17 protein-coding genes and 1 pseudogene are annotated in these 20,527 nt (G+C 69.0%); 9 read left to right on the forward strand and 9 right to left on the reverse strand.

The window, feature by feature from the left end:
* Nucleotides 1–95: 95 nt before the first annotated feature.
* The 4 genes from AB0F17_RS62465 to recO all read right to left on the reverse strand — a co-directional run bounded on the left by AB0F17_RS62465 (nucleotide 96) and on the right by recO (nucleotide 5,523).
* On the reverse strand, nucleotides 96–254 hold the full coding sequence (locus tag AB0F17_RS62465) for a hypothetical protein (protein WP_358045833.1): 159 nt from the start codon (nucleotides 252–254) through the stop codon (nucleotides 96–98).
* Nucleotides 255–366: 112 nt separating this feature from the next.
* Complete coding sequence (locus AB0F17_RS62470) at nucleotides 367–3,867, reverse strand: S8 family serine peptidase (protein WP_358045836.1); 3,501 nt, start codon at nucleotides 3,865–3,867, stop codon at nucleotides 367–369.
* Between the two features lie 151 nt (nucleotides 3,868–4,018).
* Nucleotides 4,019–4,846: an isoprenyl transferase gene (locus AB0F17_RS62475; RefSeq protein WP_358045839.1), complete on the reverse strand. Its 828-nt coding sequence runs from the start codon at nucleotides 4,844–4,846 to the stop codon at nucleotides 4,019–4,021.
* Nucleotides 4,789–5,523 (reverse strand): DNA repair protein RecO, encoded by a 735-nt coding sequence (gene recO, locus AB0F17_RS62480; RefSeq protein ID WP_358045842.1) that lies wholly within the window; start codon nucleotides 5,521–5,523, stop codon nucleotides 4,789–4,791. Before recO ends, AB0F17_RS62475 begins: the two co-directional genes overlap by 58 nt.
* Nucleotides 5,524–5,675: 152 nt before the next feature.
* On the opposite strand from recO, the gene AB0F17_RS62485 reads away from it, so the two are divergent.
* Together AB0F17_RS62485 and AB0F17_RS62490 are read left to right on the forward strand one after the other, a co-directional pair.
* Nucleotides 5,676–7,184 (forward strand): CDP-alcohol phosphatidyltransferase family protein, encoded by a 1,509-nt coding sequence (locus AB0F17_RS62485; protein ID WP_358045844.1) that lies wholly within the window; start codon nucleotides 5,676–5,678, stop codon nucleotides 7,182–7,184.
* Entirely contained in the window at nucleotides 7,181–7,900 is a 720-nt protein-coding gene (locus AB0F17_RS62490) for a DUF5941 domain-containing protein (protein ID WP_358045847.1), read from the forward strand. The genes AB0F17_RS62485 and AB0F17_RS62490 overlap by 4 nt, the downstream gene beginning before the upstream one ends.
* Nucleotides 7,901–8,018: 118 nt before the next feature.
* Here AB0F17_RS62490 and AB0F17_RS62495 read toward each other — a convergent pair whose 3' ends face one another.
* Both AB0F17_RS62495 and AB0F17_RS62500 read right to left on the reverse strand, forming a co-directional pair.
* Nucleotides 8,019–8,252, reverse strand: coding sequence for a helix-turn-helix transcriptional regulator (locus tag AB0F17_RS62495; protein ID WP_358045850.1), 234 nt, complete (start codon nucleotides 8,250–8,252; stop codon nucleotides 8,019–8,021).
* Nucleotides 8,252–8,953, reverse strand: coding sequence for a DUF2975 domain-containing protein (locus AB0F17_RS62500; RefSeq protein ID WP_358045852.1), 702 nt, complete (start codon nucleotides 8,951–8,953; stop codon nucleotides 8,252–8,254). Before AB0F17_RS62500 ends, AB0F17_RS62495 begins: the two co-directional genes overlap by 1 nt.
* A gap of 381 nt (nucleotides 8,954–9,334) precedes the next feature.
* On the opposite strand from AB0F17_RS62500, the gene AB0F17_RS62505 reads away from it, so the two are divergent.
* The 3 genes from AB0F17_RS62505 (at nucleotide 9,335) to AB0F17_RS62515 (ending at nucleotide 12,711) form a co-directional block, all read left to right on the forward strand.
* Nucleotides 9,335–10,321, forward strand: a complete 987-nt coding sequence (locus AB0F17_RS62505; RefSeq protein ID WP_358045854.1) for a hypothetical protein — start codon at nucleotides 9,335–9,337, stop codon at nucleotides 10,319–10,321.
* A gap of 89 nt (nucleotides 10,322–10,410) precedes the next feature.
* Nucleotides 10,411–11,118: a hypothetical protein gene (locus tag AB0F17_RS62510; RefSeq protein WP_358045857.1), complete on the forward strand. Its 708-nt coding sequence runs from the start codon at nucleotides 10,411–10,413 to the stop codon at nucleotides 11,116–11,118.
* A gap of 192 nt (nucleotides 11,119–11,310) precedes the next feature.
* On the forward strand, nucleotides 11,311–12,711 hold the full coding sequence (locus tag AB0F17_RS62515; protein WP_358045860.1) for a glycoside hydrolase family 16 protein: 1,401 nt from the start codon (nucleotides 11,311–11,313) through the stop codon (nucleotides 12,709–12,711).
* A 9-nt stretch (nucleotides 12,712–12,720) separates the two neighbouring features.
* Here the strand turns inward: AB0F17_RS62515 and AB0F17_RS62520 are convergent, their stop codons facing one another.
* Nucleotides 12,721–13,917: a hypothetical protein gene (locus tag AB0F17_RS62520; RefSeq protein WP_358045862.1), complete on the reverse strand. Its 1,197-nt coding sequence runs from the start codon at nucleotides 13,915–13,917 to the stop codon at nucleotides 12,721–12,723.
* A 62-nt stretch (nucleotides 13,918–13,979) separates the two neighbouring features.
* Between AB0F17_RS62520 and AB0F17_RS62525 the strand changes: the two genes are divergently transcribed.
* Nucleotides 13,980–14,936, forward strand: a complete 957-nt coding sequence (locus tag AB0F17_RS62525; protein ID WP_358045865.1) for a 2-oxoglutarate and iron-dependent oxygenase domain-containing protein — start codon at nucleotides 13,980–13,982, stop codon at nucleotides 14,934–14,936.
* 206 nt (nucleotides 14,937–15,142) lie between these two features.
* On the opposite strand, the gene AB0F17_RS62530 is transcribed toward AB0F17_RS62525, so the two are convergent.
* A complete protein-coding gene (locus tag AB0F17_RS62530) occupies nucleotides 15,143–15,766 on the reverse strand; it encodes a hypothetical protein (RefSeq protein WP_358045868.1) in 624 nt (207 codons plus the stop codon).
* Nucleotides 15,767–16,011: 245 nt separating this feature from the next.
* On the opposite strand from AB0F17_RS62530, the gene AB0F17_RS62535 reads away from it, so the two are divergent.
* Nucleotides 16,012–16,566, forward strand: coding sequence for a hypothetical protein (locus tag AB0F17_RS62535; protein WP_358045871.1), 555 nt, complete (start codon nucleotides 16,012–16,014; stop codon nucleotides 16,564–16,566).
* Between the two features lie 60 nt (nucleotides 16,567–16,626).
* Here the strand turns inward: AB0F17_RS62535 and AB0F17_RS62540 are convergent, their stop codons facing one another.
* Entirely contained in the window at nucleotides 16,627–19,098 is a 2,472-nt protein-coding gene (locus AB0F17_RS62540; RefSeq protein WP_358045874.1) for a GH1 family beta-glucosidase, read from the reverse strand.
* Between AB0F17_RS62540 and AB0F17_RS62545 the strand changes: the two are divergent.
* Together AB0F17_RS62545 and ddaH are read left to right on the forward strand one after the other, a co-directional pair.
* Nucleotides 19,067–19,501: pseudogene (locus AB0F17_RS62545) on the forward strand (Lrp/AsnC family transcriptional regulator); the annotation flags it as partial. The gene AB0F17_RS62540 and the pseudogene AB0F17_RS62545 sit on opposite strands and share 32 nt — an antisense overlap.
* A gap of 132 nt (nucleotides 19,502–19,633) precedes the next feature.
* The gene (gene ddaH / locus AB0F17_RS62550; RefSeq protein ID WP_358045877.1) at nucleotides 19,634–20,527 is read left to right on the forward strand and encodes a dimethylargininase; all 894 of its coding nucleotides are present in this window, start codon (nucleotides 19,634–19,636) and stop codon (nucleotides 20,525–20,527) included.

Raw genomic sequence — 20,527 nt, forward strand, 5'->3', positions numbered from 1 at the left:
CACGTGACGACGTGGTCGATGCTGCTGCCGGGGTGGCGGCGTACGAGGTTCACGAACTGGTGACTGCTGGGCTGGAGGTGCCAGACGGCGGGGGGCTATCGGTCGATCCGGACATCGATCGACCCGAAGGGCGAGGACACCTGGGCCTTCACCTTCCACACGTACCTGCGCTTCTCCAACGGGGAGACGGCCGACGTCCACCAGCGGCAGCTCGCGGTCGTGAACGAGGGCCGCCGGGACTGGACCACGATCATCCGATGACGGGCGACTTGCCGAAAGCGCGGGCGACCGGCCGGATTTTGCTCCACTCTTGATCGGTGACCGTCGAGGCTCCCGGGCCCGCCCCAGAGGCGGGCCCGGGTCATTTCACGAGGCCTTGTCGGGCCGCTCCGAGATGCGGATGGCGTTGACGATCGTCTTGCCCTCCCGCGTGGCGAAGCGGACGTTGAGCTGGCCGTCGGTGACCTTCACCGTGTACTGCCTGCTGACGGCCGTGTACGTGCCCGCCTCCAGCGCCAGGTCGAGCGCCGGGATCGCGAGCTGACCCTCGACGAGCACGTCGAAGACGCGGCGGCCGATCTGCGTCGACTTGACGTCGGCGAAGTCCAGCTCGACGGTGTACGTCCCGGCCGGCACGCTGTCGAAGCGGTACTCCAGCATCCCTTCGCGAGCCGTCTTGAACAGCGCCTGGTCGTCGGTGCCCTTGATGGTCTTGGACGAGGTGCTCGTACTGGTCGAGGTGGCGATGTATCCGTAGCCGCCCGCGGTGTACTTCTTGTCGGGCGTCCAGGCGTCACCCGCGGTGTCGGTCACGGCCTTGGTGCCGCCGGCCTCCACGGCCACCTGGAGCTTGGGCACCACGACCGTCACCGCGATCTCGATGACCGGCTGCCGCCCGCTGGCCGACTTCACGATCAGCTTGCCCGAGCGGAGCGTGCCCGGCTGGACGCCGGCGCTGGACACGGTGACCTTCAGTGTCACCGCCTGCCCCTTGGCGAGGTCGCCCGCCGTCGGCGTGACGCCGATCCAGCCCTGCGCCGGATCGGTGGTGACGGTGTAGGCCGTGGGCGAGCCGAGGTTGGTCAGCTCCATGGTGCGGGTTCTGGTGGCGTTCGCAGGCAGCACCACGGTCAGCTCGCTCACCGAGGGGCTGACCCGGCCGGTGATCAACGCGGTGTCGATCCTGGTGACCGTCGTCGGGGCGATCGTCACGGACTTCGTGAACGTGCCGTAATGCTCCTTCGACACCTGCACCTCGTAGTCGCCGGCCAGGACCTGCCCGTAGAAGGCGCCGTCCGCGCCGGTGGTGTAGGTGGCCACGTCGCCCACCTTCACCGTCGCGCCCGCCAGCGGCTTGGCGTCGTTGGCGTCGGTGACGGTGCCCGTCACCAGGCCGTGCCTGCTCGCGATGAACGTCAGGCTCTGCCCGTTGGCCAGCGCGACCTCCTCGTAGGAGTACTGGAACGCGTCGGTGCCCGCCGCGTTCTCGACCCCGACCGTCGCGCTGGTGCCCTTGTCGCGCTCGCTCTCGATGTCCTTGTAGCGGTAGCTCATCGAGCCGTCCTCGCCCAGCAGGGCCGCGAACGAGATGCGCTGATCGGTGGCCGAGTAGAACTTCACGTTGCGCCACTCGACCACGAACTGGCGGTGCGGCGCCGTACCCGTGACGCCGGTGTAGATACCGCTGTCGGCGTCCACCACCAGGTCGTCCCAGTACGGGTAGACGGCGTTGTTGGGCGTGCCCGTGCTGGGCAGCCGGCCGTTGCTACCGGTGACGATCTTGTCAGTGGCGAAGCTGGCGAACCCGTTGGTGCTGATCCACGCGCTGCTCTGCCCCGCGCCGTAGAACGGGACCGGGAACGGCAGCGTCACCTGCTGCGCCTCGTCGTCGCCCGTGAGCGCGAGCTTCTCGGTGCCCGCGACGTACGGCTCGGCGGCGCTCCGGCAGGTGTAGCCGAAGTTGTCGCCACGCAACGGCAGCTCGATGTCCTTGGTCACGTCCCCGGCCACCGTGACGGACGCCGTGGCGCCGCTGGAGCAGCGGGAGACTGGGGTGATCTTGAGGTCGTAGGTGCCGTTCGGCAGTGACAGCCGGTAGCGGCCCGCGGCGTCGGTGACCGCGCTGACGGGCGTGCCGACCGCCTCGATCTTGGCGCCCGGCTCCGGCGTGCCCGCCGTCGTGACCGTACCGGTCACCACGCCCGTGGCCTGCTGGGTCATCGCCACGTCGGCCGTGGTGCTCTGGTCGGCCGTGATCGTCGCCGTCGCGGTGCTCCTGTCGTAGCCGAACTTCACCGCGGCGATCTGGTAGTCGCCCGGCAGCAGGCGCGGGACGGCGTACGTCCCGTCCGTCCCGGTGATCACCGTACGGCTCAGCGGCCCGGACAGGCTGACCGTGGCACCGGACACCGGGCTGCCCCCGGCGGTGACCGTGCCCTTGAGCTCGCCGAGACCCCCGCGTGGCGCGGCCTGCACCGCGGCGAAGGCGTCCAGGCGGCCCTCGCCCCAGACGTTGTTGTCGGCGGCGGTGCCACCGCAACTGGTGTCGTTGACGTCGATCGCGGTGCTGTCGAGCAGCGGCCGGGTGGCGGCCACGTCACCCTGCAGCCCGGGCGACGCCGACCAGATCAGCGCCACCGTCGCCGCCAGGTGCGGCGAGGCCATCGACGTGCCCGTGTAACTGTCGTAGCCGTTGCCGGGCACCGAGGAGCGGACGTTCACGGCGGGGGCGGCGAGGTTCGGCTTGATCTCGCCGTCCTCGCCCTCGCCCTTGCTGGAACGGGCGTACAGGACGTTGTTGATGTCGAAGCCGCCCGCGCTGTAGCTGATCGCGTACTGTCCGGGCGACCCGCTGGTACGGCAGGCGGGCCCCTCGTTGCCGTTGGCGAAGGCCGGGAAGATACCGGCCGCGATCCACGCCTCGACGGTCTCCTTGTACCAGGGGTCGAAGCCGGCGCCGCCCCAGGAGTTGTTGACGATGTCGGGGGCCAGGTCGGGGCGCGGGTTGGCGCCGTTCAGGTCGGTCGGGGCGAGCATCCACTGGCCGGAGGCGAGCAGCGAGGCGTCGGTGCAGGTGTTGACCTCGCAGCCCTTGGCGGCGATCCACTTGGCGCCCGGCGCGACCCCGATGCCGTTGGCGCCGACCATGGTGCCCATGACGTGCGTGCCGTGGCCGAGGTTGTCACAGGGCACCGCGCTCGGGCAGATGTGCGCGGGGTCGAACCAGTTGTAGTTGTGGTCCAGGGAGCCGTCCGGGCTCCTGCCACGGTAGGCCGCGGCCAGCTCGGGGTGGTCGAACTGGGCGCCGCTGTCGATGGTGCCGACCACGATGCCTTCGCCGCGGTCGGCTAACTCGTTCCAGACGCGCGGGGCGTTGATCCGGTCGATGTTCCACTCGACGGCGTTGACCTTCGTCTCGGCCTTACCGGGGTCCGGCTTCGGCAGCGACACGGTCCGTACCGGGTCGATGCGGTCCACTTCCGCCAGGGTGGCGATCTCGGCCGCCAGCTTGGCGTCGGCGGTCACTCTGACGGCGTTGACGATCCAGTACGGGGTGTAGTCGGCCTGGTGGGACTCCAGGAGCTTACGCAGGGCCGCCTGTGAGGTGTCGGCCTTGGCGGTCTTGGCCTCGAAGACCTGCTCGGCCTTGTCGTCCTTGGTCGTGGCCCGGCGGGCGCCGCTGAGGTCGGCGGTGCCCTTCATGCGTACCCAGAAGGTGGCTTTTCCGTCCGCGGCCAGGTCGGCCTGGACGGATTCGTTGATCTTGCCCGGATCGGGCGCGGCTTGGGCCACGCCCTGAGGGAGGATGAGGGTGACAGCGGCGGCGACCGCGATCAAAATCGCACGCCAATGGGGGGTGGACGGCACACGCTCTCCTTCACGCCATGGGAGTAGAGCTGATCTTTACGCCTATGGGGAGAAGAGTGAAGAGAACGTGTCAGCTTTGCAAGGGTCTGACCACAACAAGACATGACATGTCATGAAATGTAATCTCGACGACTCACCGTCGGAGGTGGCTCTAGACCTGGTTCGGCAGCGCCCCGCCGTAGCGCCTGTCGCGCTTGGCGTAGATCTCGCACGCCTCCCACAGGTCGCGGCGATCGAAGTCCGGCCAGAGCCGGTCGAGGAACACCATCTCGGCGTAGGCCGACTGCCACAGCAGGAAGTTGGAGAACCGCTGCTCCCCCGACGACCGCACGAACAGGTCGACCTCCGGGATCTCCGGCTCGTCGAGATAGCGGGCGAACACCTTCTCGTTGACCTTCGACGGCTTGACCCGGCCCGCCACGATGTCGTTCGCCAGCCGCAGCGCGGCCTCGACGATCTCCGCCTGACCGCCGTAGTTGACGCAGAACTGCAACGTCAGCTTGCGGTTGCGCTCGGTCAGCTCCTCGGCGCTCTGCAACTCGGAGATCACGCTCTTCCACAGCCGGCCCGGCTTGCCCGCCCAGCGCACCCGTACGCCCATCGCGTGCAACTCGTCGCGACGGCGGCGGATGACATCGCGGTTGAAGCCCATGAGGAAGCGGACCTCGTCGGGCGAGCGCTTCCAGTTCTCCGTGGAGAAGGCGTACGCGGACAGGTAGGGAACGCCCAGCTCCAGCGCGCCCTCGATGACGTCGAACAACGACGCCTCGCCCGCCTTGTGCCCCTCGGTGCGGGGCAGCCCGCGGGCCTTGGCCCAGCGGCCGTTGCCGTCCATGATGATGGCCACATGCTTGGGCACCAGGTCGCGCGGGATCGGCGGCGGGACCGCGCCGGACGGATGCGGGGTCGGCGGTCGGACGTTCACACAGGCTCCCTCTCTACGTGTCGGAGAGAGCGTATTCCGTGTTCGAGGTGCCATTGCAGATATGCGGCGACCAGGCCGCTGCACTCGCCGCGATGCCGCGCCTGTGACGCGTCGGCCGCGGCCCAGTCGCCGCGCAGCAGCGCGGTCATGAGCCCGATCGTCTCGCCCGCGGGCACCACCGATCCGGCTGGTTTACAAGCCCCGCACACCACGCCACCTGCCACGATGGCGAACGCCCTGATCGCCGGGGCCCGGCACCTGGCGCACGCGTCCAGCGCGGGGGCGTAGCCGGCCACCGCCAGCGAGCGCAGGAAATAGGCGTCGAGCACCAGCCTGGCCTCGTGCTCACGGTCGGCCAGCGTGCGCAGCCCGCCCACCAGCAGCAGGAACTGCCGCAGCGCCGGCTCCTTCTCGCCGTGCGTCAGCCGATCGGCGGTCTCCAGCATCGCCGTGCCCGCGGTGTAGCGGGGGTAGTCGATCGCCAGGGCCTCGCCGTAGGGCCTGATGGTCTCCGCCTGCGTGACGACGTCGAGTGTACGGCCGGTGTGAAGTTGCAGGTCGACGTGTGTGAACGGCTCCAGTCTGGCCCCGAAGCGCGAGGTGGTGCGGCGCACGCCCTTCGCGACCGCCCGGACCTTGCCGGTGCGCTTGGCCAGGATGGTGACGATGCGGTCGGCCTCACCGAGCTTCTGCGTACGCAGAACGACGCCCTCGTCACGATAGAGACTCACCTACCCATCCTATGGCGCGCGAAGGTCATGCTCGGCTGGAGCGGCTTCGCGGGCCTCGGATGGAGCGACTTTGCGGAACCCTCACTAGACTTTGACGTCTGTCCCCGATCTACCCGTTGTTCAACCCCCCGCAACCGCCTCGAAAGGGAGTCATGACCCGCGTGGTCCTGCTGGGCTCTTCGCCCGGCCCTGACACCGCTCCGACCGGCCTGAGGCTGGCCGCGCTGCCTGGCAATCCCACCGTGGCCGAACGGCTGCGCAGCCAGATCCTCTCCCTGGATCCGCAGCCGGCCGTGATCGAGCCCGGCGACCTGGCCACCGCTCTGCGCGCGCTGGCCGATGTCGCCGAGTCCGCAACGGAGAACCTGTTCCTGATCCCGGACAACTCGATCGTCCACGACGAGCTGATCTACCAGATCACCAAGGCCAAGCGCGGTGCGCTGGCCCTCGTCGCCAAGGAGCCGCGTCCGGACATCGTCGATGAGGCGCAGGAGGAGATCGTCCCGATCGACGAGGCGGAGCCGGAGATCGGGCTCAACACCCTCGAAGGGCTGCCCGTCCGCGCGCGCGCCGGCAAGTCCCGCATCATCTCCGTCGGCACCGCCAACCACGCGGTGACCAGACCCAACACAGCACTGCTCGGCCCTCTGCACGTGAGCGCCAGGAACGCGCCCCTGCTGGCCGAGACCTGCCGCGAGCTCGCCGGCATGGCCGACGCGTTCGGCGCCGACGACGACCTGATCCAGCTGATCGTCTTCGGTCTGGTCCGCAACGGCATGTCGGTCGGCATCCGCGGCCGCCGCGACCTCTTCTACCGCCGGGTCACCACCCAGGAGGAGACCAACGAGGCCGGCACCGAGATGTCCGGCATCGACGAGGACCGGGCCAAGCTCGACAACGCGGTCAAGGGTGCGGACGGCTTCTTCACCACCTATTTCGTCTCCACCTACTCCCGCTTCATCGCCCGATGGGCCGCCAGGCGGGGCCTGACGCCCAACCAGGTGACGCTCATCTCGATCGCCCTCGGCGTGCTGGCCGCGGCCTGCTTCGCCACCGGCGAGCGGCCGTGGATGGTGGCGGGCGGGGTGCTGATCTACTTCGCCTTCGTCTTCGACTGCGTCGACGGCCAGGTCGCCCGCTACGCCCGCAAGTTCGGCGTGCTCGGCGCGTGGCTCGACGCCACCTTCGACCGGTTCAAGGAGTACGTCGTCTTCGCCGGCCTCGCCGTCGGCTGGGTCGTGTCGGGCAACAGCGACGACATCTGGATCCTCGCGCTGGCGGCCCTCGGCCTGCAGTCCACACGCCACCTGCTCGACTTCTCCTTCGGCATCTCCAACCGCCGCAAGCCGCCCGCCCAGCTGCCCACGCTTCCCCTGGACGCCCCCGATGACCGCGCTCTGCGCAAGGCGCTGGAGCGTCGTAAGGTGGAGCGCAGCCAGGGCATCCGCGGCGTGCTCAAGATGTGGAGCCGCGCCGGGCGGTTCCGAGCGGTGCACTGGGCGCGTAAGATGATCGTCTTCCCCATCGGCGAGCGGTTCGCGGCCATCGCGATCACCGCCGCCCTCTTCGACGCCCGCATCACCTTCCTCACGCTGGTGATCTGGGGCTCCGTCGCCGCCGCCTACACCCTCACCGGACGCCTCATGAGGTCGCTCGCATGATCACCGCACCACTGGCCGCAGGCACCCCCACGCCGGATCCCGACGAGGAACGCCGCCGCATCCAGACCGCCCGCCTACTCGCCTACCGCGACGACGGCCCTCTCGTCCACGCGCTGGCTGGCCGCCTCGGCAAGGGCATCCCGCCGGTCCCGGCCACGCTCATCGCCCTGGTGGCGATCGTGGCCATCACGGTCGCCGGAGTGCTGAAGCCTGGCCCGATCCTGCTCGTGCCACCGCTGCTCCTGCTCCTGCTGGTGCTGCCGACCGCGCCCCGCGACCACCTGGGCCGCCTCGACTGGCTCACCCCGCCGCTGCTGCGCGGCACCGAGTTCCTCACGATCATCGTGGTGGGGCTGGCGGCCGACGTGCCGAAGTGGCTGCTGTTCGTGCTCGTGTACGTGGTGGGTTATCACACCTACGACACCGTCTACCGGACGCGGCAGAGCATCTGGCCGCCCGCCTGGGTCTTCCACGCGGGGCTCGGCTGGGAGCTGCGGCTGCTGATCATCGGCGTGGGCGCCGCGCTGGGCGTGCTGACGCCGGTGCTGGCGGTGCTGACGGCATACCTGTTCGTGCTGTTCGCAGTGGAGAGCGTGACCAGCTGGGTCCGCCTCGACAAGGCCTCCGCCCAAGCGGGCGCCGACGCCGAACAGGACCTGGAGGCCTCTCCCGAAGACGCTTTGGAGCAGGCCACCGGAGAAGCCGAAAAGGGCTGACCCGCGGTCTTCCTCTTCTTGTCGCACCACCCCCGTGACGGCTCATCCGCCGTCCGGGGGTGGTTTTTTGAGTACGGGCTGTTGCTCCTGGCCCCTGACGGGAGCGACAGCATCTCCGCTAGGGGCGGGGTGTGAAGGACAGCAGGTCGCCGGGTTGGCAGCCGAGGACCTCGCAGATCTTGCTCAGTGTGGAGAACCGGATCGCCTTGGCGCGGTTGTTCTTGAGGATCGACAGGTTCACGTTGGTGATCCCCACCCTGTCGGCCAGCTCGACGAGCGTCATGCCGCGCTCTTCGAGCAACTGGTCCAGATGCACCTCGACGGCGTGCTCGGGGTTATCGGCGGGCGGCATCAGACGGTTCCTTCGAGTTCCTCGCGCATGTGCGCGCCGGCGCGGACGACCTTCGACATCACCACGAGCCCGAGCCCGGCCACCAGGTACGCCCACGGGAAGACCCAGCCGAACAGGGCCAAATTCCACGGGCTTCTGACGGAGCTGTCCACCATTGATACGGCCAGGCCGGTCTCAACGATGGTCGTGTAGATCGATGCCGCCAGTGTACTCACCGCGAGGAACACACCGAGGAACCACAGCCTGCGGACGATCGCCTCATCGAAGCCGTTCTCCCGGCGTGCGTCTCTGATCAGCCGTTCGAGCAGGAACAGCGCGATGAGCAGCATGAACGGGGTGGCGAAACGCGAGGTCTGATACAGCAGTTGGGTGCCGAGGCTGGAGTCGTCCTCACAGATCTTAGGCAGTGGGTAGACGAACTCGACCCACTTCTTCACGGGATAGGGATCGTCGTAGACGGTGCTCGTGGCCGCGGCCTTCTGGCGTTGAGGATTTTCTAGGAAGTTGCCCTCTACGGCGAGTATGCCCGGCGACGACACGCACACCAGGCTGTGGACGGCGTCGTGGGGACCGATGGAGTTCTCTCCGCCGGTCAAGGCGGCGCCCCCGACCGTGTAGATCATCATTCCCGCGAACAGGACCAGGAGGACACGGACGGTGATCGCCGTCCATTTCAGTGGGGTGGATCCGTTGAGAGGCATAGCACTGCTCCGCATCGTTCATCGATATTATCGTTTGTCGATGGTATCGAGAAACGATAAGGAGTCAAGTGAGTGGCCCTCCCGAACTGGACCCTGCCGTCCCAACACAGGTCACAACCAGCGAGCCTTAGGGCCTTTCTTCCTGTACGGCACGCATGGGGAACCCGCCACCCGCCGACCGTGGCAAGGGGCCTCCAGGAAGACGGCCTCTGACCGGTACGGGGTCGGCCGCCGATACGGCGTGCTTGTTGGTCGGGTGTCGCGTTGGCTGGTTGGGTGGGGGGTTGGCTTGACTGGAGCCACTTTGGGTGGGGATTGAGCGATTAAGGTGGGGGGTCAGGGCAGTCTGGTCGGATAGCGGTTCTGTGCCGGGAGACGCGGATGGCGTTCTTGTCGCGGCTGTTCAAGTGGGGGGCGGGCGATCCGCCGGCCGAGCGGGAGGAGGCGCGTCGGCAGGGGATGCGGGATGCCTGGGAGCATCCGCTCGGAGAATTCACGGATCCGGAGTTCCAGCCGACGTATGTGACCGAGGTACGTGCTCGGGCGCGTGAGCGCGTCACCGAGGTCGATCGGCGACTGGCGGCCACCAGGACCACGCTGCTCGAGCGGGCGGTGGGGGCTCGGGAGACGATCCTGCGCGAGCTCGGGCGGGCCGATCTGCGGCCGGTCGCCGAACACGCCAACGGGCACGCGCCCGGCGCCAAGGGTGCCGATCCGGCGGATGATCCCGGCGCTGCCGCTTCGGCCGGCGACGAGGATGCCTTCATCTCCATCGCGGAGGCCAGGCGGCGGCGGGCCGAGGCGCGGCGTAGGGCTGTGGTGCAGGAGGCCGGTGACACGGTTCATCGGGCCAGGGCGCAGATCGAGCGGCTCACGCAGGAGTGGGAGAGCGCGCTGATCGAGCGCAACCACGCGGTGGAGACCGTACATGCCAGGGCCGAGCAGCTCATCGCCGCCTACCGGGGTGGGGTGATGCGGGCCCATCCGCGTAAGGAGGAGATCCCATCGCTGTGGAAGGGCGAGGTCATCGCGATGGACTCCTCGGGGGACAGCGCGGCTGCGGTCTCCGGGCGGGAGGAGATCGGGCGGATCATGGAGGAGGTCGAGGCGCGGATCGAGGTGTGGCACGCCGAGGTCGTCGCACCTCGGGCACTGCCCGGCGAGGCACGGCGCGCACTCCCCCGGGATGCGACCCCAGACGCCGACCTCGTTTCCGACCCCGACTTAGAGTCCGACCCCGACTTAGAGTCCGTTGCCGACCTTGAGGTCGGACCCGATCGGATGGCCGAAAATGACCGGATGGCCGGACCCGACCGTGACGGCAAAGGGGCTGACCGTGACGGCACAGGGGCCGGAGGAAGGCGATGACGGACGGAGGTGGCGGCGAGGGCGGGTCCCAGGGGGAGCCTTTGACGCGGACGCCTGCGCGGCCGGTCGCCAGGTCGAGGAGGCGTGGGGTGCGGCGCGGGGTGGCGTTCGTGGTGGCCGTGTTCCTGGTGGGCGCGGGGGTGAGCGCCTGCGGGACCGAGGCGAAGGCCGTGTGCGGGGTGGTCGTCGACTCCACGAGCTATGCCGACCCGGCGACCTCCCGCAGTGACGTCACCTCCAAGCTGCCCGCCTTCGCCCAGGGCTGCGACTGGATCGCGTTCGCCGCCGTGACCGGGAGCTCCGAGAGCAGTACCTGCCGCCAGGACCCGGTGTCCATCGCGGCCACCAAGGCCGAGAACCCCAACGCGAACCCCGTCGTCGAGGACCGCATCCGGACCCACCGCATCACCGAGGTACTCCCCCGGGCGGTCGCGCTGTTCGACTGCCCGACCGAGGGCGAGGGGTCGGACGTGCTGGGCGCGCTCCGGTACCTGGTCAAGCAGATGAGCGCCCAGCGGCAGCCGGACAAGGCGCATCAGATCATCGCGTTCAGCGACCTCATCAACAACCGGGGCGAGCTGAACATCAACAAGCTGGACCTGAGCGAGGCCGGCCGCGCGCAGAAGGCCAAGCAGTTGCGGACGTCCCAGCTGATGCCGGACCTGGCTGGTTATGGGGTGGTCGTGCACGGGTTCCTGCGGGAGAAGACGGCGAGCCCCGACCGGTTCCCGCTGCTGGAGGACTTCTGGAAGCAGACGTTCGAGGCGGCGGGGGCGAGCCCGGTCGACCTGCTGTAGTACGCGAGAGCGCTGCGGCAAACGGACGAGCCCGGAATCCGAGAGCGCTCTCTCCAGGCGAGCCTGGGCCTTTTCACCACGCCGTCAAGCCTGTCGTGCCGTTTGTTGACACGGCGTTAGCCCTGTGTTTACGTCTCGTGAGAGAGCGCTCTCTGAACCCTCCTCAGCCTCCGCATCCCCCAGGAGCAAGGAATGGCAACACAAACACCGAGTCGCAGGCGCTTGGCGGCGGTGGCCGTGGCGCTGGCGGTGCTCGCCGCCCTCCTCGTGCACGTGGCCGTGAGCGCCTCCGCGGCCGTGCCCCCAACCCCTTCCGGCTGGTCACTGGTCTGGTCGGACGACTTCAACGGCACCGCGGGCGCGCCGCCCTCGTCGGCCAACTGGATCGTGGACACCGGGCACGGCTACCCGGGCGGGCCGGGCAACTGGGGCACCGGCGAGATCCAGAACTACACGGCCGCGTCCTCGAACCTCGGCCTCGACGGCGCCGGGAACCTGCGGATAACGCCTCAGCGCAGCAGCTCCGGCGAATGGACGTCGGCGCGCGTCGAGACCGCACGGGCCGACTTCAAGCCGGCCGACGGGCGGGTGCTGCGCATCGAGGGCCGCATCCAGATGCCGAACGTGACGGGTCAGGCCGCCCTCGGCTACTGGCCGGCGTTCTGGGCGCTCGGCTCGCCGTACCGGGGCAACTACTGGAACTGGCCGGGCATCGGCGAGTTCGACATCATGGAGAACGTCAACGGCATCAACTCCGTCTGGGGCGTCCTGCACTGCGGCGTGAACCCCGGCGGCCCGTGCAACGAGACCACCGGCCTGGGCGCCAGCCGCGCCTGCCCCGGCTCGACGTGCCAGGAAGCCTTCCACACCTACCGCTTCGAATGGGACCGCAGCGTGAGTCCCAACCAGTTGCGCTGGTATGTGGACGGCCAGCAGTTCCACAGCGTGAGCCAGAGCCAGCTCGACGCCGGGACCTGGGCCGGCATGACCGGGCACGCCGGCTACTTCCTGCTGCTCAACGTGGCCATGGGCGGGGCGTTCCCGGACGCGCTGGCCGGCAGCGCGACGCCGATAGCGGCCACCGTGCCGGGGCGGCCGATGGTCGTCGACTACGTGGCGGTATGGCAGAGCGGCAGCACGGGACCGACGCCGACCGTCACACCCACCCCGCCCGGCGGGGTCGACGCCCGCTCGACCATCCAGGCCGAGAGCTACCAGGCCCAGTCGGGCACCATGGTCGAGACCACCACGGACACGGGCGGCGGGCAGAACGTCGGCGCCATCGCCAACGGCGACTGGCTCCGCTTCGACGGGGTGAACTTCGGCTCCGAGGCCGCCAGGCAGTTCAAGGCCAGGGTGGCGTCGGGGGCGGCGGGCGGTGTGAGCGGGCTGGTCCAGGTGCGGCTCGACAGCCCCACGGCGACGCCGATCGGCGACTTCGCGCTGGCCAACACGGGTGGCTGGCAGAGCTGGCGGACGGTCCCCGCGAACATCTCCGGGGTGACCGGAACGCACACGGTCTACCTGACGTTCAGCAGCGGCCAACCGGCCGACTTCGTCAACGTCAACTGGTTCACGTTCTCGACCACGTGACCGTCCCGGTCAGGCGCCGCGGGTGCCGGCGGCGCGGCGCCTGGCCACGATGCGTTCGGCCCAGCTGGCCGCCTCCGGGTCGTGCAGCCCTTCGACCACGCCGCCCAGGTACGCGGTGCCGAGGCTGTCGAAGCCGCTGTCGAGCTGCCGCATCCTGCTGGCCAGGCGCCGGTCGACCGCCTGGAGGTACTGGGCGACGCTCTCGGCGTAACCGGCGTCTCGCTGGTAGTCGGCCTGGGCGGCGGCGCAGGCCACGGCTTCGGCGTCACGCTTGGCGCGTAACTCGCGCAGCCGGCGGTCGTTGGGATTGTGCATCCTGCGCCCCAGGTCGGCGGCGATCAGCGCGGTGGCGACGAGCAGGGCGAGCAGCAGGATCATGGTGGGCAGGAGGCCGACGCCGGAGGAGGTGGGGCCGATCTCCTGGCCGTCGACGACCAGCGGCCTGACCAGGGCCTCCCGGCGGAGCACGGCCACGGCGACGATCAGGCCGAGCCAGACGAGCGCGACGGCGATCAGCAGCCAGCGTCCCTTGGCGGGGCTGCCGTTCTCCTGCCACGCCCGGAACGTCCTCCCGTACATGTGCGGGGCGACCAGCATGATCAACGCGGCGCCCGCGGCGAGCAGGGCGGTCATCGCCACGCTGTCGCCCCAGTTCAGGATCACCTGGTACAGGATGGGCACCTCGACGATCAGCAGGAGCAGCAGGAGCAGCGCGGCGGGCAGCCAGCGGCGTACGACGGGCCAGCGGCTGCCGGACAGCGCGATGGAGCTCGGGCGGCCGTCGCCGGGGCGCCTGCTCGGCTGTTCCAGCTCCCGGACCCGGCGCTGGCTGTCGTCGAGCGCCTTGCGGATCTCGCCGAACGTACGCTGCGACTCGGTCAGCTTGATCTTCTGCGCCTCGAACTCGGCGCGGGCCTGCTGGATCTCCCGCTCGGTGAGGTTCTCGATCTGGGCCAGTTCGGCCAGGCGCTCGTCCTCCAGCTCGTGGAAGCGCGGCACGCCGCCGGTTTCGAGGGTGAGCGTGTCGATCTGGCCGTCGGTGGCGTGGGCGCGGCCCAGCTCGCGTTCCTCGCGGCGGCGCTGCGCCCAGTCGGGCAGGTGATAGAGGTCTCCGTCATAGGCGACGGCGGGGGCGATGCGGGTGACCTGCCCTGGTTCGTCGGATTCGTGCCCGTTGTTGTGCTCGTGCCGGCGAGTGAAGCGCATACAGCCTCCAACGCGGTCCTGTCTTTCGATGCTAATCGCCGGATATGCGGAACAATGGCGTGGTGAGTGAATTGCCGGTGATCGACATCTCGCCGCTCCTCTCCGGCTCTCGGGAGACGGACGCCGTCGCGGAGCGGATCGGCGCCGCCTGCCGGGACAGCGGCTTCTTCTACGTCTCAGGCCACGGGGTCCCGCCCGAGCTCGTCGCCCGCCTCGACGCGGCCGCCTGGAGGTTCTTCGAGCTGCCGGTCGAGGTGAAGAACGAGATCTCGATGGAGCGCGGCGGCCGGGCCTGGCGCGGCTTCTTCCCGGTCGGCGGCGAGCTGACCTCGGGCCGCCCGGACCAGAAGGAAGGCGTCTATTTCGGCGCCGAGGAGCCGACGGGCGACCTTCCGCTGCGCGGCCTGAACCTGTTCCCCGAGCAGGTGCCGGAGCTGCGCGCGACCGTACTCGAATATCTCGACACGATGACCGGCGTCGCCCAGGCGGTGATGTCGGGGATCGCACTCAGCCTGGATTTGCGCGAGGACTATTTCCGCGCCGGCTACACCGCCGATCCGACCATTCTTTTCCGGATATTTCACTACCCGCCCGCGGAGCCGGACGAGACCGACGCGTGGGGCGTCGGGGAGCACACCGACTACGGCCTGCTCACCCTCCTCCTCCAGGACGGCAACGGCGGCCTCCAGGTCCACACGACGCGCGGCTGGATCGACGCGCCGCCGCTGCCTGGCACGTTCGTGTGCAACATCGGCGACATGCTGGACAAGCTGACCGGGGGCCTGTACCGATCCACTCCGCACCGGGTGCGCAATCTGAGCGGGAACGAGCGCCTCAGCTATCCGTTCTTCTTCGATCCCGGGTGGGACTGTGAGGTGCCGCCGCTTCCGTACACACCCGGCGGGCGGGCGCGCTGGGACGGGCAGGATCTGCGGGCGTTCAGCGGCACCTATGGGGACTATCTCCTCGCGAAGGTGTCCAGAGTCTTTCCCCATCTCGCCGAGGAGCTTGCGAAGTAACAAAGTAATACGCGAAAACCCCGGCACGATGACCGGGGTTTTCGTGTGTCCGTACCGGCCCCCGACTGCCCGGCGCACACCGTTGTACACCTGCCGGTACAGCAGATCACCGGCGTGAGCCGTTCACGTGCGATCCCGGGGGGTGATCGCGCGCGAGAAGCAGCCAGACGACCGGAACACTGCTTTCTTGGTCGTTCTCCTGCGGGTCAGGCCACGATCGAGATGACCCTGCCGACCGCCTGGCCGGCGGCGACCACCTTGATGATGGCATCCAGGAAGACCCCGAAATCGGCGTTGACCCTGGCCTCCCAGCGCCAGGCCCAACGCCGCTCCAGGTCACCCCAGGCGTCGCGCATGGCGATATTGATCTCGGACTTCCCCCAGTCGTCGTCCCGCGAACCTGGTTCGAAGGTGCCGTGCACCCGCCCGGTGTGCGAGAAGACGTAGATGTTGGGGTTGGGCTCGACGAAGTCCCTGACCGCCCAGATGAACGACGTGTCGTAGCTGATCGCGCCGGACACGTGGAAATGTCCGCTGAAGTTGAACGAGCCGGTGCTGTGCAGGGCCAGGTTGGCCCAGCCGCCCACGGCGACACCAGTCCCGAACCCGATCCGCGCATCGAAGGGACCGATCGTTCCCGCTTCGGCCGCCGGCGACCCCGGCAGCCCGATCCCGGCCGCACTGGCGACGCGCTGGCCAAGGCCGCCCGGACCGGGCGACGACGGCATTTCCAGCGAGGCACCGACAGACGCCTGCAGGTTCGGCGCGGAATCGAGGTCATGGAGGTAGGCGGCCAGTTGGTTCTGCTCTTCTGCGGTGAATTGTGACATTTCGGTGACTCCTTTTGCGCCGCGAATCTCCGGGACCCATCCGTTGGGAGGGCCGTGTCTTGCCTTTTCAGAATGGGAGAACCGGCGATGGCGAGAAATACCTAACGTTGGGGATTACCGAGAATCGTTTGCCGCATCTATCCTCATGTTTCACAGGAGCTGCGGCCTGGAACGGCGTGGAACGCCTTACCGATGTCGGACGCGTACATCGCGTGTCCGAGGAACTTCGGTAACGGGGAGCAAGGATGAACCTCAGAAACGTGTTCCGGCCGGTCATGGTCACGGCGGTCGCTCTCGTCGTCACTGCCGGCCTGAGCCTGCCCGGCGCGGCGTCGGCGAACGCCGCCCGGCCCGCTGCGGCTCTGGCCGCCGCGAACACCTGCGTCCTCAAGACGCTCAACACCGGGAACTACCTCACGGCCGTCGGCGCCGGCGGGCGTACGACGGATGTGATCCACACCGATGCGACAAGGATCGGATCGTGGGAGACGTTCACGTTCGTCGACTCGGGAGACAGAAATCCCACCCGCTACGGGATCAGGACCAGCAAGGGGTTTTACCTGACCGCTGTCGGCGGGGGCGGACGCGTTAGCGACGTGATTCATTCTGACGCGACGCGGTTGCAGGCCTGGGAGAAGTTCAAGGTGATCGTGCTGGAGGGCAATGTCGTAGTCCTGCAGACGATCAGCGGGCATTACCTCACCGCGGTGGACGGAGGTGGCCGGGTTTCCGACACCGTCCATTCGAATGCGACGGTCATCGGCTCATGGGAGAGGTTCCTGCTCACTTGCGGGTTCTGATCGGGAGGCGGGCCCGGGGCGGCGTCGTGTTCGCCGCCCGGGCCTGGGCCTGCGGGTGAGCTAAGTGGATTCCCGCACCACGAGGCGGGTCGGGACGATGACCGACGTGGTGTGCCTGCCTTCCAGCCTCGACAGGAGCAGCCTGGCCAGGGCCATGGCCTGGTCGGCGACCGGGGCCTGGACCGTGGTGAGGGACGGGGTGGTGCAGGAGGCGGCGTCTATGTCGTCGAAGCCGGCGATCGCCAGGTCGTCCGGAACCCGGCGGCCCGCCTCACGCGCCGCCTGTAGCGCGCCGATCGCCAGGTGGTCGGTGGTGGCGAAGACCGCGTCCAGGCGCGGGTTGTCCGCGAGGAGTTGCCGGGCCGCCGCCGCGCCCGAATGCCTGGTGAGGTCGGCGGTGGTGGCGATCAACGGGTGGCGGCCGGCTCGTTCGAGGGCGGTCCGGTGGCCTGTCAGGCGGTCCTGGGTCGAGACGAGGTCCAGGGGGCCGCAGATGATGCCCAGGTGGCGGCGGCCGGCGGACAGGAGGTGGTCGGTCACCGCCGCCGCTCCGCCCGGGTTGTCGACGTCCACGTAGGGGACGAGGGAGGCGATGGCGGGCTTGCCCAGCAGGACTACGGGGAGTCCGGTGCGGGTCAGGCGTTCGGCCAGCGTGTCCATCGGGTCCGCGGGAAGGAGGATCACGGCGTCCACCAGGCGCGCCTCGGCGTGCTGGACGATGCGGCGGTGGCTCTCCGCCGTGTCGGCGACCATGAGCGTGATCCGCTTGCCCGCCCCTTCCAGGACGCTGGTCACGTACTGGACGACGGCCGCCGTCAGGGCCTCGCCGCCCGGCCTGGGGACGGACAGGACGAGCGCGATCGAGTCCGTACGACGGGTGACCAGGCTGCGGGCCGCCGCGTTGGGGACGTAGCCCAGCTCCTGGACGGCCCACATCACGGCCGTGCGGACCTCCGAACTGACGGCAGCCTCTCCGTTGACCACCCGGGACACCGTGGCCCTGGAGACCCCGGCGCGGGCGGCCACGGTCTCCAGCGTGGGCCGTTTCGGGCGGCTCTCGCCCAGGCCGTTGCGCTTGATGACGTCGCGGTACCAGTACGCGCTGTCCTTCGGCCGCCGCCGCTGGGTGCCGAAGTCCACGTGGTAGAGACCGAACTTGCGCTGATAACCGTCGGCCCATTCCAGGCAGTCGAGCAGCGACCAGAGCAGATATCCGCTGACCCGCGCGCCCTCCTCGATGGAGACCCGGAGGGCCCGCAGGTGTTCCTCGATGAAATGGATTCTGTCGACGTCGTGAATCCCGTCACCGGTGATCACGTCGACGAAGTCGGCGCCGTTCTCGGTGACCATCAACTGGGTGTCGGGATATTCGCGGGAAAGGCGGCGGAGAAGCAGCGGAAGGGCGTCCGGGACGATGGGCCAGCCCATGGCCGTCACCGCCGTGGGCACGGTGCAGAAAAGAATTCCGGCGCTTCCCGGATATGCCGGATCGGCCGGTTGGCTGGGCTGGGCCTGCACCACGGTCGGCGCGTAGTAATTGACGCCGAGCAGGTCGATGGGCCGGGAGATGTCGGCCAGGTCGCCTTCGTGGATATGGTCGAGGCCCGCGGCGCGCTCGACGAGCGGGAGCAGGTCGGCGGGGTAGGCGCCACGCAGCACCGGCTCCAGGAACTGCCGGTGCATCAGCGTGTCGATCCTGGCCACCGCCTCGGCGTCCTCCTCGGGCAGCTCCATCGACAGGTCGCCGACCTGGCCGGGCGTCATGACCGGCCCGAAGTTGAGGATCAGGCCCACCTTCGAGGCGCCCGCGGCGCGCAACGCGCCGGTCGCCAGCCCGTGGGCCAGCAGCAGGTGGTGCGCGCTCCTGAAGGCGTCGGCCGGCGAGGTGCGGCCCGGCGCGTGAATGCCGGAGCCGTAACCGAGAAAGGCCGACACCCACGGCTCGTTGATCGTGAACCAGGTGTCGACGCGGTCGCCCAGCCGGTCGTGCACGGCCCGCGCGTAATCGGCGAAATGACCGGCCGTGTCGCGGACGGTCCAGCCGCCCTGGTCCTCCATCGCCTGCGGCAGATCCCAGTGGTAAAGCGTCGCGTAAGGCGTTATGCCCGCGCCGAGCAGCTCGTCGACCAATTTCTCGTAGAAATCGAGTCCGGCGGCGTTGACCCGTCCCGAGCCACCGGGAACCACCCGCGGCCAGCTGACCGAGAAACGGTAGGCGGTCACTCCCAAGTCTTTCAGCAGGCCGACGTCTTCGGCATATCTATGGTAATGATCACAGGCGGTCTGCGAATCCGAAAAGGTGTCCCAGATGGACGCGGCGCGGCCGTCGGCCACGTTGGCGCCCTCAATCTGGTAAGCGGACGTCGAGACTCCCCAGACGAAATTCTCGGGAAAAGCTGCTCTGCTCACTTGTCCAGCATCCTCCGGTTGAAGATCGAGTGCCCAGTCTCCCCCGGCGCGCTCGTCGCGCGCCAGCCTGGCCAGGCTGTATACAGGGCGCGTGGAACTGGACCGGCTGGATCGTGACATCATCGCGGCGCTCGTCGACGACGCCCGCCAGACCTACGCGGAGATCGGGCACCGGGTCGGGCTGAGCGCGTCGGCCGTGAAGCGCCGGGTCGACCGGCTGCGCGAGGCCGGGGCGATCACCGGGTTCAGCGCCCGGGTGGCGCCGCAGGCGCTCGGCTGGACCACCGAGGCGTACGTCGAGCTGTTCTGCCAGGGCAAGACCAAGCCCTCCGACATCGCGCTGGCCGTGGCCAAGTGCCCGGAGGTCGTCGCGGCGGCCACGATCACCGGGGAGGCCGACGCGCTGGTGCACATCCGGGCCACCGATGTGCGCCACGTCGAGCGGGTGATCGAGCGGCTGGCCGCGGAGGCGTTCGTGGTGCGGACCAAGAGCTCGATCGTGCTGTCACGGCTCGTCGACCTGCCGCCGGGAGCCGTGCCCGACGCCCCTCTCCCCGGCCGCGCCGAGCCCGGATCGGACCCGTTCGCGGGTGCCGTACCGGATGAGCGCAACAGAACGCAGGTCGCCGGCTGAAAGTCGCAACAGACCCGCGCGTATATGCAATGTCAACCCCTTGGCCTGCGCAAACATAAATTCTTATGCTGTCTTCGTCCCCTTCGGGGACACTCCCCGACGACCCCGACGGAGACCTGCATGCCCAAGCACTTCCTCATGTGCCGCCCGGAATACTTCACGGTCGAGTACGCGATCAACCCGTGGATGCATCCCGAGACCGGCACCGACCGCGATCTCGCGATCCGGCAGTGGGAGGGCCTCGCATCGGTTTACCAGAGCCTCGGGCACCAGGTCAGCCTCATCGATCCCGTTGAGGGACTGCCCGACATGGTGTTCGCCGCCAACGGCGCCCTGGTCGTCGGCGGGCGCGTCTACGGCGCCAGGTTCGCCTACCCGCAGCGCGCCGCCGAGGGCCCGGCCTACCTGCGCTGGTTCACCGAGAACGGTTTCCCGGTCAAGGAGCCGGGCCACGTCAACGAGGGCGAGGGCGACTTCCTCACGCTCGACGACGTCATCCTGGCCGGCACCGGCTTCCGCACGAACCTGTCGGCGCACCAGGAGGCGCAGGAGTTCACCGGTCGCCCGGTGATCTCGCTGACGCTGGTGGACCCGCGTTTCTACCACCTCGACACCGCGCTGTTCCCGATCGACGGCCGCAACGTCGCCTACTACCCCGCCGCCTTCTCCGAGGGCAGCCGCGCGGTGCTGGCCCGGCTGTTCCCGGACGCCGTGCTGGCGACCGACGCCGACGCCGAGGTGCTCGGGCTGAACGCGGTCAGCGACGGCACCCACGTGGTGATCAACGCCGAGGCGGGCGACCTCCAACTGGAGCTCAAGCGGCGCGGCTACGAGCCGATCCCCGTCGACCTGTCGGAGTTGCGCAAGGCAGGCGGCGGTCCCAAGTGCTGCACACTGGAAATCCGGGGGGAGAACTGA

It is taken from the genome of Nonomuraea sp. NPDC026600, assembly GCF_040638335.1.
GTDB lineage: Bacteria > Actinomycetota > Actinomycetes > Streptosporangiales > Streptosporangiaceae > Nonomuraea.

What these genes read in the sequence shown, in the direction of transcription:
- AB0F17_RS62475 (WP_358045839.1), bottom strand. Translation starts at nt 4,846, where the DNA reads ATGGCACCTCGAACACGGAATACGCTCTCTCCGACACGTAGAGAGGGA.
- AB0F17_RS62535 (WP_358045871.1), top strand. Translation starts at nt 16,012, where the DNA reads ATGAACCTCAGAAACGTGTTCCGGCCGGTCATGGTCACGGCGGTCGCT.
- ddaH (WP_358045877.1), top strand. Translation starts at nt 19,634, where the DNA reads ATGCAATGTCAACCCCTTGGCCTGCGCAAACATAAATTCTTATGCTGT.
- AB0F17_RS62465 (WP_358045833.1), bottom strand. Translation starts at nt 254, where the DNA reads ATGATCGTGGTCCAGTCCCGGCGGCCCTCGTTCACGACCGCGAGCTGC.
- AB0F17_RS62495 (WP_358045850.1), bottom strand. Translation starts at nt 8,252, where the DNA reads ATGCCGCCCGCCGATAACCCCGAGCACGCCGTCGAGGTGCATCTGGAC.
- AB0F17_RS62485 (WP_358045844.1), top strand. Translation starts at nt 5,676, where the DNA reads ATGACCCGCGTGGTCCTGCTGGGCTCTTCGCCCGGCCCTGACACCGCT.
- AB0F17_RS62530 (WP_358045868.1), bottom strand. Translation starts at nt 15,766, where the DNA reads ATGTCACAATTCACCGCAGAAGAGCAGAACCAACTGGCCGCCTACCTC.
- AB0F17_RS62520 (WP_358045862.1), bottom strand. Translation starts at nt 13,917, where the DNA reads ATGCGCTTCACTCGCCGGCACGAGCACAACAACGGGCACGAATCCGAC.
- AB0F17_RS62500 (WP_358045852.1), bottom strand. Translation starts at nt 8,953, where the DNA reads ATGCCTCTCAACGGATCCACCCCACTGAAATGGACGGCGATCACCGTC.
- AB0F17_RS62515 (WP_358045860.1), top strand. Translation starts at nt 11,311, where the DNA reads ATGGCAACACAAACACCGAGTCGCAGGCGCTTGGCGGCGGTGGCCGTG.
- AB0F17_RS62540 (WP_358045874.1), bottom strand. Translation starts at nt 19,098, where the DNA reads ATGATGTCACGATCCAGCCGGTCCAGTTCCACGCGCCCTGTATACAGC.
- AB0F17_RS62505 (WP_358045854.1), top strand. Translation starts at nt 9,335, where the DNA reads ATGGCGTTCTTGTCGCGGCTGTTCAAGTGGGGGGCGGGCGATCCGCCG.
- AB0F17_RS62490 (WP_358045847.1), top strand. Translation starts at nt 7,181, where the DNA reads ATGATCACCGCACCACTGGCCGCAGGCACCCCCACGCCGGATCCCGAC.